Annotated in this window: 16 protein-coding genes and 2 tRNA genes; 4 read left to right on the top strand and 14 right to left on the bottom strand. The window is 34.4% G+C overall.

The genetic code is table 11. The features are described from left to right. Nucleotides 1-37 precede the first annotated feature (37 nt). A complete protein-coding gene (locus CHB80_RS03655) occupies nucleotides 38-1,060 on the top strand; it encodes a sugar kinase (protein WP_089370062.1) in 1,023 nt (340 codons plus the stop codon). A 3-nt stretch (nucleotides 1,061-1,063) separates the two neighbouring features. Further along, a complete protein-coding gene (locus CHB80_RS03650) occupies nucleotides 1,064-1,735 on the top strand; it encodes a bifunctional 4-hydroxy-2-oxoglutarate aldolase/2-dehydro-3-deoxy-phosphogluconate aldolase (protein WP_089370061.1) in 672 nt (223 codons plus the stop codon). Nucleotides 1,736-2,046: 311 nt separating this feature from the next. Here the strand turns inward: CHB80_RS03650 and CHB80_RS03645 are convergent, their stop codons facing one another. After that, entirely contained in the window at nucleotides 2,047-2,694 is a 648-nt protein-coding gene (locus CHB80_RS03645) for a class I SAM-dependent methyltransferase (RefSeq protein WP_089370060.1), read from the bottom strand. A gap of 78 nt (nucleotides 2,695-2,772) precedes the next feature. Then, entirely contained in the window at nucleotides 2,773-3,753 is a 981-nt protein-coding gene (locus CHB80_RS03640) for a LamG-like jellyroll fold domain-containing protein (RefSeq protein WP_179218076.1), read from the bottom strand. Between the two features lie 339 nt (nucleotides 3,754-4,092). Here CHB80_RS03640 and CHB80_RS03635 point away from each other — a divergent pair, with 339 nt between their 5' ends. Beyond that, nucleotides 4,093-4,989 carry an FkbM family methyltransferase gene (locus CHB80_RS03635; RefSeq protein WP_089370058.1) on the top strand — a complete coding sequence of 299 codons (897 nt, stop codon included), beginning with the start codon at nucleotides 4,093-4,095 and terminating at the stop codon, nucleotides 4,987-4,989. Between the two features lie 114 nt (nucleotides 4,990-5,103). On the opposite strand, the gene CHB80_RS03630 is transcribed toward CHB80_RS03635, so the two are convergent. Together CHB80_RS03630 and CHB80_RS03625 are read right to left on the bottom strand one after the other, a co-directional pair. Next, on the bottom strand, nucleotides 5,104-5,502 hold the full coding sequence (locus CHB80_RS03630) for a hypothetical protein (RefSeq protein WP_089370057.1): 399 nt from the start codon (nucleotides 5,500-5,502) through the stop codon (nucleotides 5,104-5,106). Between the two features lie 214 nt (nucleotides 5,503-5,716). Then, nucleotides 5,717-5,790, bottom strand: a tRNA-Asn gene (locus tag CHB80_RS03625). 232 nt (nucleotides 5,791-6,022) lie between these two features. On the opposite strand from CHB80_RS03625, the gene CHB80_RS03620 reads away from it, so the two are divergent. After that, entirely contained in the window at nucleotides 6,023-6,757 is a 735-nt protein-coding gene (locus tag CHB80_RS03620) for a hypothetical protein (RefSeq protein ID WP_089370056.1), read from the top strand. Between the two features lie 253 nt (nucleotides 6,758-7,010). On the opposite strand, the gene CHB80_RS03615 is transcribed toward CHB80_RS03620, so the two are convergent. From CHB80_RS03615 to CHB80_RS03575, 10 genes are all read right to left on the bottom strand, one after another. Then, nucleotides 7,011-7,084 (bottom strand) — tRNA-Asp (locus CHB80_RS03615). 65 nt (nucleotides 7,085-7,149) lie between these two features. Beyond that, nucleotides 7,150-8,085, bottom strand: a complete 936-nt coding sequence (locus tag CHB80_RS03610) for a DUF58 domain-containing protein (protein WP_089370055.1) — start codon at nucleotides 8,083-8,085, stop codon at nucleotides 7,150-7,152. Between the two features lie 130 nt (nucleotides 8,086-8,215). After that, on the bottom strand, nucleotides 8,216-8,764 hold the full coding sequence (locus CHB80_RS03605; protein WP_089370054.1) for a ClpP family protease: 549 nt from the start codon (nucleotides 8,762-8,764) through the stop codon (nucleotides 8,216-8,218). 280 nt (nucleotides 8,765-9,044) lie between these two features. Then, entirely contained in the window at nucleotides 9,045-9,365 is a 321-nt protein-coding gene (gene trxA / locus CHB80_RS03600) for a thioredoxin (protein ID WP_089370053.1), read from the bottom strand. Between the two features lie 305 nt (nucleotides 9,366-9,670). After that, nucleotides 9,671-10,372 (bottom strand): zinc metallopeptidase, encoded by a 702-nt coding sequence (locus CHB80_RS03595; protein ID WP_089370052.1) that lies wholly within the window; start codon nucleotides 10,370-10,372, stop codon nucleotides 9,671-9,673. A 97-nt stretch (nucleotides 10,373-10,469) separates the two neighbouring features. Next, nucleotides 10,470-10,730 carry an endonuclease domain-containing protein gene (locus tag CHB80_RS03590; RefSeq protein WP_308489359.1) on the bottom strand — a complete coding sequence of 87 codons (261 nt, stop codon included), beginning with the start codon at nucleotides 10,728-10,730 and terminating at the stop codon, nucleotides 10,470-10,472. Further along, a complete protein-coding gene (locus tag CHB80_RS25095) occupies nucleotides 10,709-10,834 on the bottom strand; it encodes a hypothetical protein (RefSeq protein ID WP_308489361.1) in 126 nt (41 codons plus the stop codon). Before CHB80_RS25095 ends, CHB80_RS03590 begins: the two co-directional genes overlap by 22 nt. Nucleotides 10,835-11,175: 341 nt before the next feature. Next, the gene (locus CHB80_RS03585) at nucleotides 11,176-11,436 is read right to left on the bottom strand and encodes a SemiSWEET family sugar transporter (protein WP_089370051.1); all 261 of its coding nucleotides are present in this window, start codon (nucleotides 11,434-11,436) and stop codon (nucleotides 11,176-11,178) included. A 6-nt stretch (nucleotides 11,437-11,442) separates the two neighbouring features. Further along, nucleotides 11,443-11,919 (bottom strand): hypothetical protein, encoded by a 477-nt coding sequence (locus tag CHB80_RS03580; RefSeq protein ID WP_229746878.1) that lies wholly within the window; start codon nucleotides 11,917-11,919, stop codon nucleotides 11,443-11,445. Between the two features lie 84 nt (nucleotides 11,920-12,003). Further along, nucleotides 12,004-12,570: an adenylate kinase family protein gene (locus CHB80_RS03575; RefSeq protein ID WP_089370049.1), complete on the bottom strand. Its 567-nt coding sequence runs from the start codon at nucleotides 12,568-12,570 to the stop codon at nucleotides 12,004-12,006. Between the last annotated feature and the right edge of the window lie 24 nt (nucleotides 12,571-12,594).

Here is a 12,594-nt window from a genome sequence, read left to right as displayed (position 1 = left end):
TTCTTTTCTAAAAAGAATTTAGTTATAAAACTTATAAATGAGTAAAGTAGTCACTTTTGGAGAAATTATGTTACGCCTCTCAACAGAGCGTTTCTTAAGATTTTCTCAAGCTAGAACATTTGGAGCAACCTATGGTGGTGGTGAATTTAATGTGGCTGTTTCTCTAAGTAATCTAGGTGTTGAAACAGATTTTGTTACACGACTTCCTAACAACGAAATAGGCGATACAGCTCTCCAGGAAATTAATAAACTTGGTGTAGGAAATAAGCATATTTTAAGAGGTGGAGACAGACTTGGAATCTATTTTTTAGAAACAGGTGCTGGAACTAGGGCTAGTAATGTAGTTTATGACCGTGCGGGTAGTTCTATGGCAACTATTACCAAGGATTCTTTTGATTGGGAAACTATTTTTGAAGGCGCTAGTTGGTTTCATTGGAGTGGGATTACACCAGCTATTTCAGAACAAGCAGCTTTAGAATGCTTGAAAGCAATAAAAGTGGCAAAACAAATGGGATTAACCATTTCTACAGATTTAAATTATCGTTCTAAATTATGGAAATGGGGAAAAGAACCTAAAGAAGTGATGCCAGAATTACTCACGTATAGTCATTTAATATTAGGTGATATTGATACTGCATATTTTATGCTTGGTGAGAATAAAGTTCAACCCAATTATCAAGATGAGAAATCACTTCCACTGCTTTATGATAAGCTATTTGCACTTTGTCCAGATCTTAAAAAAGTTGCAACTACATTGCGATACTCAGTAAGTGCATCACATCAACGCATAGGTGGACTATTATACGATGGAGAACAGATTTTTAAAGCACATATTCAAGAAGTAACGCCCGTAGTAGATCGGGTAGGAAGTGGAGATGCCTTTATGGGAGGTCTTGTTTTTGGACTTATGGATGCGCCATTAGATATGCAACGGGCTATTGACATTGCAGTGGCATCCTGTTGTCTCAAACATACAATTTATGGTGATTATAACCTTGTATCCCTAAAGGATATAGAACGATTTATGGATGGTGATCAAACCGGTAAAGTATCAAGATAACCTATGGCAAGATTTACGAGAATAGAAGTAGCACAAATGATGAGAGACACGGGAATCGTGCCGTTGTTTTATAATGAGTCTTTCGAAGTAGGAAAACAAATTTTAAGAGCTTGCTATAATGGAGGCGCAAGAGTAATTGAGTTTACGAGTCGTGGAGATAATGCTCATAAGGTATTTGATGCGTTATGCGCTTTCGCGAAAGCAGAATTACCGCAACTTATATTAGGTGTAGGTTCCATTACAGATGGAGCAGCAGCATCGCTTTATATGCAATTGGGGGCAAACTTTATAGTAACACCAGTTCTTAGAGAAGATATTGCTGTTGTTTGTAATAGAAGAAAAGTGTTATGGTCGCCAGGATGCGGCTCCTTAACCGAAATTGCAAGAGCAGAAGAATTAGGTTGTGAGATTGTAAAACTATTCCCTGGAGGAACCTATGGAGCACAGTTTGTAAAAGCCATAAAAGGGCCATGCCCATGGACCTCGATAATGCCTACTGGTGGGGTTTCACCTACCAGAGAAAGTCTAGAGGAGTGGTTTAAAGCTGGTGTTACCTGTGTAGGAATAGGGTCAAAACTTATAGCCCCAGATACTGATGGAAACTGGAATTATAAGAACATAGAAGATAAAACAAAACACGCTATTCATCTTGTAAAATCTATAAGAAATGAATAGGCGCATACAATACTTAAAAGAACATTCAAAAGATTTGAATTAGTTTGCTTACTAAATTGAATGCATAATAAAGGGTATTAAGAAATTGATGCCCTTTGTTTGTATATGTATTTTTTTATTGTAGAGCTCCCTTCGACTTCACTCAGGATAAACTTCTCGACCAAAAGGCTTTAAAATTAAAAAACGCCACCTTTTAGATGATGTCTTTTCTTTTAAGCTCCCTCTCTTAGTCCATTGTCGAGCTGCATTTTGCGGATATTCAGTGATTTGCCTAAAAAATAGAGCCCTCTTAGACATCGAGCCGTTTTTGTTTATATACTAAAACAATTGTCTGATCTATAAAAAACAGATGTTTGCCATTCTATATGACCTATTGGACCTAATCCTCTAAAATCAATTTTTTTAAAGCCAGCGGCCATTAGAAAATCATATGCTTCTTGGTATTTTTCTCTATCTGAATTATCCCATATAATAATTCCTTTTTCGTTTAGAGCTTGTAAGCTGTTTTTGGTACAAGCAATACGCTCTCGCCCATCTATGATAATAATATCAAACTCATTCTTATAATCCAATACTTTTTTACTATAGTTATCCTCTACATTGGCTAAAATATATGTGACATTAGTACGTGATTGTAATTTGCTTTTCACAATATTATAGTAAGTAATGTCATGCTCTACAGAAACAATATGCTGCACTCGCTCTGAAAACCATAATGTAGAATTACCACTTCCATATTCAAACACCTTAAAAGAAGTATTTGCTAATTTTTGATTAATAAAATGTAATGAAGCATATGTGACCCAAGGTATGGGTTGTCCATCTGACTTCACGGGTTGATATAGGTATCTACTTAATAACCATCCTTTAGGTTTAAGATATTTTTTAGAAAGAAAATAAGTTTCTAATAAACCTGAAGAAAAGGTGAATTTTCTTGCTATTTTTTTTATCACATTCATCCGAAAAAGTGTAAACAGAATATAAAAACACAACATGAGTTTATTTATGTTGTATTTTATTTCTTTTGCAAATATCTGTTATTTAATGATCACCTTTTTAATTTCAAGTTGAATATTATTTTTAATAAAATGTATATAATAGATTCCTTTGGGTAATCTGCTAAAATCTAATGTGTTTTGATAAGCAGTTCTTAAAACAGTTTGTCCTATATTATTGAATAAGATTACCGTATCATAGGTGTTGTTTTTTGTATCAAAATGAACAATACCATCTGTAGGATTTGGATACATAGTTGTCTCCTTAATTACTAAAGGTACTTCCTCTATATCTAAAACTTCTTCACATAGAAGAGTGACTTCGTCTTCAGTAAGTGCTTTATTCCAATACCTAAAATTATCTATGGCTCCTTTAAAGTAATTTGCAGGTACTTCCAGTTGTCTATCGTGCCTTCCTATGGTTCCTGAAGTGTTTGAGTATTGTAAATCACCACCCGTTCCTGAATATTCACCTTCGTATTCTTTACAATCTACATAAATTTTCATGTCATTTTGAGAAGAAACAACTATTGCTATATGTTGCCAAGTACCCGTATTTATAGGTTCATTACTAACATACGTTCTTCGGGTAGTAGAGGTATAATTACTAGATCCATCTCCATAATTTACAGCAAAATTTCCTGTAGATTGTTGAGAGTTGAAATATATTCCTGTATTTATATCTTCTTCAAAAGAAGTATTAAAAACATCTCTGTCATCTGGATCTTCACTATCATAACGTATCCAGAAAGAAAAGGATACGGGTAGATCTGGCTTTAGAGCTTCGATATTTGGTAAATTTATATAATCATTTACACCATCAAATAGTAATGCTCCGTCTGTATTCCCAAACCGATCTTCAGTAAAAGAGGTTCCAAAATCAGTAGCGTCATACCCATTTTCAGTAGCATCGAGATAGGTGTTATTAAACGTATAATGAAGCAGTAAATCTTCATTAATATCTTGTCCATAAACAGAAAAAGAAGTGAAAATGAATAAGAAAAGGAGTATTAGTTTATTCATAGCGATTATATTAATATTTTTGTAAATATAGCGATTCATTGATTCGTGAAAATACTCATTGAGTGAATGCTACTTCTCAATGAGTTAACCGCTATAGAATGGTTATAAATCAAAGATGCAGGATTCAAACCTTGCCGTTGCTCATCTTGGAGATATGTTTTATGAATTAAGTCTAAGTTGTATGCGCTTTCGCGAAAGCGTATACTTTTAAAATAGATACTGTCTGTATACTGAATATCATTATTTTTTTGAGTAGGAAATAGTCTATCACATAAAAACCTGAGATCATTATAAATTTTGTAATTTCGACTTTGGTTACACCTTTATGTTAGATCTTATATGAACTTATTTTACGGAATAATATATCACCCAAAAATTAATAAATTAATTCGTAATATCAATTATGTCTTAGCTCCTGTATTACCAGCCAAAATTAAAATTTACCCTTCTGGAAAAATTAAAGTTCATTTTAATGAAGTGGGAACTATTTATTTTAAAACGAATCAAACAAGTTTTTTGACCCGTGAGTTATTTTGGAAAGGACCAGAAAAGTTTGAGTTTACGTCTATCTTCATTAAACTTATAAAAAAGGTAGGTGTTTTTTTAGATGTAGGTACTAATATTGGGTATTATAGTATTCTTGGCGGAAAATTTAACCCAAAATTAAAAGTAATTGCTTTTGAACCTTCAGAAGGACCTATGATATATGCTTCTGAAAATGTAAGAATAAATAACTTAGAAGCATCTATTCAAATAGAACCTTTAGCCTTATCTAATACAACAGGAGAATTAGATTTTTATAATGTAACAAACCCAAAATTTCCTACGATTTATAATCTTTCTGGAGAACATAACCTTACTACTAGTAAAGACAAGCTTAATTATGCAAAAGTAAAAGCAGATGGTATTATGCTAGATCAATACTTTGATGAAAAAAAAATAAACAAAGTTGATCTTATGAAAATTGATACTGAAGGCTCTGAATATTTAATATTAGAAGGAGCACAAAAAGTGCTAGACACACATCGTCCTATTGTGATTTGTGAAACCCTTTTTAATGTCATAGAAGATAAGCTAGAAGCTATTTTTATAGATCGTGATTATGTATTTTATAATCATACAGGCCTTGGACTTACAAAAGTATCCTCCATCCAAAGAGAGAAAGATAACGGTGTTAGAAATTGTTTCTTTGTTCCTAAAGAAAAAGTAGTGCTTATAGAAGAGTTTGTTATATAACTTTTAGGTGTGTATTCACAAGTAGAATTCAAAATAGATCATGTAGACAGTAGCAAGTTTTGGTACTAACAATTTTTTCTTCATATAAGATTGATAAAGAAAACAATTACTTCCCTACAAACCCTTGGATGATTTGAACATTTTAAAACCATCCTTTAAATATTGCTCTGATAGATCTGAACAATCAGCTACTAACGGGATTAAATCTTCCCAAAGCTTTAGAAGATCTTTATCTTTTATCTTATTAATTTGATAATATTCTAAAATATTTTTTTTGTGTTTCGGTAAGAGATTTTCTATATGTTCTGTGAATGAAGAAAAATTCAGAAGCTGCATAGGTATTTTACCTAATCTTTGATTTTCTTTATTCGCTTCCTCACTTGTATCTAAAGGACTTTTTTTCAGTTTTTCACAAACTTCTTTACTTAAGTTAGTCAATTTAGTTGACTCACTCTCTTGACAAGATGTTACTGATACGAAAAAAAATAGAAAGAGTATGGGTGCAAATTTCATTTTTAGTAAATGTTATAGTGTAAATACGAATGTAAAGAAAATTAAAGTAACATTTTTAGGAATACTTAAGCGTTTTTTGAGATTTATAACAAAAAAGGGACTCCCTTCAACTTCGCACTTCGACAAGCTCAGTATGACACTCTAGATAAACTTCTCGCCCAAAAAGGTTTAAAACAAAAAAACGCCACCTTTTTGGTGACGTTTTGCGCTTTTGCTCCCCCTCTTGGGCTCGAACCAAGGACCCTCTGATTAACAGTCAGATGCTCTAACCAACTGAGCTAAGGAGGAGTGTTACTTTTTGTAAGCGGATGCAAATATACACTTTTTTATAACTCACCAAAAAGAATTTAGCACTTTTACGATACTTTTTTTTGCAGTACTTCTTTTTTATTTAAAATCAATGCCTGTCAAAAGAGAAGCTCCTATTTCTAAAGTGCTGTATATAAAAAAGAACGCCTCTTTTCTTAGAGATATTTGTTAACCTTTTTTGTTTTTAACGCATTAAAGGAAAAATAAGATCATGAAGTTCAAAATACCTGTAATTACATTTGTGAGTTTACTGATATTGTGTCTAGCCTGTAAAGCACAAAACATATCAGATACTACTAAAAATGATATCATAGAAGAATGGTTTGTGTATGCCAATTATGGAGAAGTAAATAGTTGGACATTACACAAAGATAAAATGGTTTTTAAATCCCCTTGGAACACCACCAATTTTAAAGGAATTGATACAGTATATATGTATATACAAAAAGAGTTACCGACCAATCATATTGTAGTTCATAATAAAAGGAAAAAAGAACCCTATGCAATCCTCGATATTGAAAAAACAACGGATGGAAAAAAAATAGCCATGACGCCTATTGTTTCTGGAAACAGTATTCAAGAAGTCGTTAAAAAGTTTAATACAGAAAAAATACCTAGTTGGATTGATCTCAGGAAGAGATACTGGTATAATAAAGAGATGATAATGTCATTAGATACCATGCCTGGACTTGATGAGGTTACACCAGAAGATATGCTTATAGCATTACAATGGCGTGAGCCGCTCTCTATAAAACTACAAGCATATCTAGAAGACACGAATGGATCTCGCTCATTTATGATTTATCGTTTTGTAGAAAACTATCGCAATGAACGATTAATAGAACTCGGTTATAACCCATATAAACAAGTTATCTATAATTTGGAAGAGCAGTTTAAAGATGCCCCTGAAGTATTAAAACTATTAAAAGAAGAAATTAAGTTCTAATACCTAATAAACGAATTTATTTGGTGTGTTATATGTTTATTAGGTATTGGTTGTTGGAGGTCATATCAATTAGAATGTATGTTATGTAGTTTAAAATAGCTAATTGGTAGTTCATATAGGAGAGGTGACAAAAAAAGCCTCTCCTTATGACAGGAAAAGCTTCTCATCGGCTTCAACTACAAAGCCTGCTACGTGTGACGTAGCCAACACAACTTCTTATAAAAAAAAGCCCTCGGACTGAGGGCTTTACTTGCGGTCTGGACGGGACTCGAACCCGCGACCCCCTGCGTGACAGGCAGATATTCTAACCAGCTGAACTACCAGACCGTTGCGCTGTTGCGGGTGCAAATATACACTCTCTTTTTATATGTGCAAACAAAAAAATAAAAAAATCACACAAATTTTTGTCGCTCCACTAAAAATGTAGTCAAAATAGGACTAAATCCCTTTTCAATCACTGCAGGAATGTACTTAATCCTGTATTGCGCACACCGTAATTGTAAATTCTTAAAATACGTTTCTACAGACGCTTTATAGGTGTCTCTAATCGCATCTGCATATAAATTGATATGTTCTCCTGTCTCAACGTCTACAAAACGCTTAGGAGCGTTAGAAAACTTAAAGTTGTATTCCTTTTCATCACTATAGGTATGAAAAAGGACCACCTCATGTTTATTATACTTTAAATGTTGTAATGCTTCAAAGAGTTGCTCCTGTTCTACATCACTCTGAAACATATCTGAAAATAGAAAAACCAAAGAACGTCTCTTGAGTTTCTCGGCAATAAGATGTAAGTGTGCATAGGTAGCTGTCTTTTTTTCCGCTTTCGCGAAAGCGGGATCAAGCGTACCCCCTAATTGATCTAACAACATATGATGATGACGATCACTTCCTTTTTCTGAAGCATAAAAATCATAGCCCTCACTATAAATACTCAACCCAACAGCATCTCGCTGTTTTTTCATAAGATTCATAATAGCAGCACTTGCCAATGCCGAAAAACTAATCTTATTTAATTGATCAATGCCATACTCAGCTACCGTAGGGTAGTGCATAGAGCTACTATTATCTACAATAAGATGACATCGTAAATTCGTTTCTTCTTCATATCGTTTTGTATACAAACGATCTGTTTTGGCATATAATTTCCAATCAATATGTTTGGTGCTCTCTCCGTTATTATACACTTTATGCTCTGCAAATTCGGCAGAAAACCCATGAAACGGACTCTTATGCATTCCAGAAATAAAACCTTCTACCACTTGCTTTGCAAGAAGTTCTAGATTGCCAAAACCGGCGGTTTTATGTAATTCGGATTTGATGTCCACAGAAGGAAAGTTGAAATTAGAAAAACGAAATCGGTTGTGAATCCGAATTTATGATAAAAAACTATAGATACGAGGTGACTGAGTGATTTTTAGATCCTCTTAAAAGGAGAATCTGAAAATCGTATCGAAGTTACCCTTCGTAAACCCCGTCTACGATACCGTAGTCTACAGACTCCTGCGCGCCCATCCAATGGTCACGTTGGAAATCTTTCATAATTTTTTCAAAAGTCTGTCCACAATTATCGGCTAAGATTTGTGCACTTAACTCTTTTGTTTTGATAATCTCTTGTGCTGTAATTTCAATATCACTTGCTTGTCCTTGAGCACCACCAGAAGGTTGGTGTATCATCACACGAGCATGTGGTTGTATAAAACGACGTCCTTTTTCTCCTACAGATAGTAATAATGATCCCATACTTGCAGCGAGTCCTGTGCAAATAGTAGATACAGGACTCTTGATTTGCTTTATCGTATCATACATCGCAAATCCAGAAGTAACATATCCACCAGGACTATTGATGAATAATTGAATCTCATCATTATTGATAGAATCTAAATATAATAAACGATCTATAACGTGTTTTGCGCTACTATCTTCTACCATTCCCCAAAGGAATATTTTACGTTGGTCAAGAAGGGAGTTATCTATTGCGTCTTGTACTTTGGTTTTTTTTTCCATGTTTACTGCCCGTAAAGACGGGTATCTTTTCATTCCCGCAATGGGAATCTTATAACTATTAATTTAATTTCGATTAGAACTTGAGGTCTATTGTAATTTTATTTTCGCGAAAGCGGATATACTTAAAACAACCTTTTTCTAAATTTTAGAAGACCCCGCTTTTCAGCGAGGTTAGTTCAATAATAGAAACAGCATCATCAAAGACGATTTGTTTTCTATTTCACTAAAATAAAAAAGGTTTGGCACTACACCAAACCTTTTATATAATCTTAAGAGAGTCTTAGTTTAAAAGACCATCAATAGCGTCTGTGTATACTTTTTTAGGAGCAACACCTACTTGACGTCCTACTACTTCTCCGTTTTTAAACATTAATACTGTAGGGATGTTACGTACGCCGTATTTTGCTGCAAATTCTTGATTTGCATCTACGTCTACTTTTCCAACTACCGCTTTTCCTTCATACTCTCCAGAAATTTCTTCGATTACCGGTCCTACCATACGACAAGGTCCACACCAAGCAGCCCAAAAGTCTACCAGTACAGGTTTGTCACTATTTAATACTGCTTCTTCAAATGTTGCATCTGTGATTTCTAATGCCATAACTATATAATTTTAAAGTTTTAATCCAATTTGATATGCAAACTTAGTCAAATATTTTGCCAAAGCTTACAGCCATAGTATCAACTTTGCCTATGATGCCATTGAATGGCTTGATACCACTGTGTTTGTCAATTTGTCCTTTCTTCTTTTTTTGCTTTTTTGGCGTGCCCTTCGCCCTTCACTACATTCAGGGCTTCGGTCGGGCTATACGTTCATACGCCTTGTCATTTCAGTACCTTCATTCCTACGGGGTATCCACTGCTATCCCTCACGCAAGTCTATTTGAAACTTTTAAGATTACATACTTAACGCCTACTTCCAAATACCTGTAATGCAAAATAAAGTAATGTTGCTAGTGATCCTAATGCTGCAACGACATAGGTGCGAGCGGCCCATTTTAAAGCATCTTTTGCTCCAGCATGTTCTTCGCGAGTTACCATATTTTCTGACTCAAGCCATGCCAATGCACGATTACTTGCATCATACTCTACAGGTAATGTGATAAAACTAAAGAGTGTTCCTACGGCATATAAGGCAAGCCCTACAATAGCAACAGTGCCTCCTATTTTTGTAGTCGCCATCAGTGCCACACCTCCCATAATCACCCACATACTCATTTTGGACGCAATGTTTACCATAGGTACGAGTTGTGATCGCATGGTAAGCCAGCTATAGGCAGTGGCATGCTGTACAGCATGACCTACTTCATGAGCGGCCACAGCGGCAGCGGCAGCGTTACGCTGACTATATACTACCTCACTTAAATTTACCGTTTTATTTCTTGGGTTGTAATGATCTGTGAGTTGCCCGCGTACAGAAACTACTTTGACATCTCGTATTCCATTATCTGCAAGCATTTTTTCTGCAATTTCTGCTCCAGACATTCCGTTGCGTAAATGTAATTTAGAATAGTGCTTGAATTTACTTTTAAGTTTTGAACTTACTAATCCGCTTATTAAAGCGATGGCTCCTACAATAATATAGTAACCCATATATCCTCCTAACATACTATGTTGATTTTAATAATTTTAAAATTACAAAAAGTACGTCAAAAATAAGACCAAGCTTTTAAGATGCTATTTTGGCAGATATTCTGCAGGAACTTTACGATGAAATGCTTTTAAAGTGCTCTTTAATTTCTATAAGTACACTTGGAAGTAGGTCAAATACCATTTTGTTTTCAAATCGTATGATTGTAAATCCTAGTTTTTCTAGCTCTTTTGTTCGTTTAATATCATATGCTTGGGCTTCTTCATTATAATGAACTTGTCCGTCTAGTTCTACAATTAGTTTTTCAGAAGGACAGTAAAAATCGACAATATAATTAAGGATGCTATGTTGCCTTAAAAACCGTTTTCCATCCAACTGTTTATTTTTAAGATGCTTCCATAAGAATCGTCTGCGGGTGTTGCATTATTGCGTAATGATTTTCGATAGGACTCTAAGTATTTTCTAGAATGGATAGTCATTGCTTAAATATACTGGTTTTTGGGCTAGCTTACAGCTTCGCCAATCCCTCTGTCAAAAACAGCGTTTTTGACATCTCCCTTTTCAAAAAGGGAGAAGCCTTTGCTTGTAGTTTATATAGAATGTTTAATTATAAATAAAACCCTTTTTTGATTAAAAGCTTCACTTACTAGTATGATAAAGTATGTGTTATGTTAATTTAGAAGCTTTTATTTTTTAGGATTCTTTTTTATGAACGAGAAGATGATTAAGAATAACAAGAAGTTGTTTATAGCCGAGAACAAAAGCCTCTCCCTTCTTGAAGGGAGATGTCTGCAAAGCAGACAGAGGGATCAGAGGGAATTTATTTCTTCCCGTATTTCAATTTAAAGTACACCAATAAAAAAACAGAGACAATCGTAATACCATTGGCAATGACTAAAGAAGGACTGTCTTTGTATATTCCATAAATAAACCAAAGGGTAATTCCAGTAAGAAACATCGTAAGCATAGGTAGGGACAATGCAGAGACATCCTTGGTCTTCCATGTTTGATATACCTGTGGTAAAAACGAAGCTGTAGTTAATACAGCAGCAGCAAAGCCTAAAATTTCTATACCATTCATAGATTACTAAGTTAGTGTGTTTATTTTTCTTTCAATTTCAGCTACTTTTTTACCCCAATAGATTAATGCTTCTGTTGCATCATATTTGGGTTTGTTTTTAGTACCTTTTTTTAACTCTTGAGGAATCTTACCAAGAAAAATCCAATGTTGACGTTGATCCTTTGCTATTTGAGATTGTGTCTCTGGATCTTCTTTTCTTCGTGCCCAAAAATACTGATGTTCTAAATACGTCTTTTTAATGTTTTCGAAATGCTCCTTTAGTTGTTCCGTATCATTAGGAATGTACCCAGGTCCAGAACAACCGCATGAATGAAATGTAATATCAACACTATAAAGCGTAGCCATATGATCCCATGCTTTGATGTCTTTTTTCTTAGGAGATTTAAAATCTAATCCCATATCAGCCATGTGACCATTGCATTCTGGACAGGAGGCAGGGGTTTCCTCAACATCGTTCGTATATCCATCTAAAATATCCCTCAATAACCGTCTTTTGAAGGTCTTTCTACATGTAAAGCAAGCATAATGTGGTTTATAAGATGACATCGAATATCTACACATTTTGTTTTATTTTAAATGGGTATTGATGGTTTTATAAATAGCATCTATAGATTGATTTCCATCTATCTCAACAACTGTAGTTCCTGATGCTCTTATGTGCTGTATTGCAGGAATAGTTCCATTTTGGAATTCGTCTATTCGAGTCAAGACAATCGAGCTGTCTTTGTCATCAGCTCTATTTTCGGCTTCCGCTCTTTTGATAGCTCTTTTGAGAAGTTCCTCCTTAGGAACCTTTAAGAAAATCACTTTATCGATCGTTTCTCCACCTTCTGCAATTACTTGTAATAAGTGTTCCGCTTGTATGGTATTTCTTGGATATCCATCAAATAAGATTCCTTTTTCGTTTTTATGGTTGTGATAAAAGCGTTCTACAATTTGGGCTGTTAAATGATCAGGGACTAATAAGCCTTTACTGCTATACTCAGCAGCTTTGATTCCTAATTCAGTTTTTTGTGCTTTTTCTGCTCTTAGTACATCTCCAGTAGAAAGATGAGTCAATCCAAAATCTTGAATGATCTTCTTGCTTTGTGTTCCTTTTCCTGCAAGTGGAGGTCCAAAAATAATAACGTTCATACGATGTTAAATTAAAAATCCTCT

This window comes from Dokdonia pacifica (assembly GCF_900188275.1).
Classification (GTDB): Bacteria; Bacteroidota; Bacteroidia; order Flavobacteriales; family Flavobacteriaceae; genus Dokdonia; species Dokdonia pacifica.
This window is presented reverse-complemented; position numbering and strand designations above follow the sequence as displayed.

What these genes read in the sequence shown, in the direction of transcription:
- CHB80_RS03655 (WP_089370062.1), top strand. Translation starts at nt 38, where the DNA reads ATGAGTAAAGTAGTCACTTTTGGAGAAATTATGTTACGCCTCTCAACA.
- CHB80_RS03650 (WP_089370061.1), top strand. Translation starts at nt 1,064, where the DNA reads ATGGCAAGATTTACGAGAATAGAAGTAGCACAAATGATGAGAGACACG.
- CHB80_RS03645 (WP_089370060.1), bottom strand. Translation starts at nt 2,694, where the DNA reads ATGAATGTGATAAAAAAAATAGCAAGAAAATTCACCTTTTCTTCAGGT.
- CHB80_RS03640 (WP_179218076.1), bottom strand. Translation starts at nt 3,753, where the DNA reads ATGAATAAACTAATACTCCTTTTCTTATTCATTTTCACTTCTTTTTCT.
- CHB80_RS03635 (WP_089370058.1), top strand. Translation starts at nt 4,093, where the DNA reads ATGAACTTATTTTACGGAATAATATATCACCCAAAAATTAATAAATTA.
- CHB80_RS03630 (WP_089370057.1), bottom strand. Translation starts at nt 5,502, where the DNA reads ATGAAATTTGCACCCATACTCTTTCTATTTTTTTTCGTATCAGTAACA.
- CHB80_RS03620 (WP_089370056.1), top strand. Translation starts at nt 6,023, where the DNA reads ATGAAGTTCAAAATACCTGTAATTACATTTGTGAGTTTACTGATATTG.
- CHB80_RS03605 (WP_089370054.1), bottom strand. Translation starts at nt 8,764, where the DNA reads ATGGAAAAAAAAACCAAAGTACAAGACGCAATAGATAACTCCCTTCTT.
- trxA (WP_089370053.1), bottom strand. Translation starts at nt 9,365, where the DNA reads ATGGCATTAGAAATCACAGATGCAACATTTGAAGAAGCAGTATTAAAT.
- CHB80_RS03595 (WP_089370052.1), bottom strand. Translation starts at nt 10,372, where the DNA reads ATGTTAGGAGGATATATGGGTTACTATATTATTGTAGGAGCCATCGCT.
- CHB80_RS25095 (WP_308489361.1), bottom strand. Translation starts at nt 10,834, where the DNA reads ATGACTATCCATTCTAGAAAATACTTAGAGTCCTATCGAAAATCATTA.
- CHB80_RS03585 (WP_089370051.1), bottom strand. Translation starts at nt 11,436, where the DNA reads ATGAATGGTATAGAAATTTTAGGCTTTGCTGCTGCTGTATTAACTACA.
- CHB80_RS03575 (WP_089370049.1), bottom strand. Translation starts at nt 12,570, where the DNA reads ATGAACGTTATTATTTTTGGACCTCCACTTGCAGGAAAAGGAACACAA.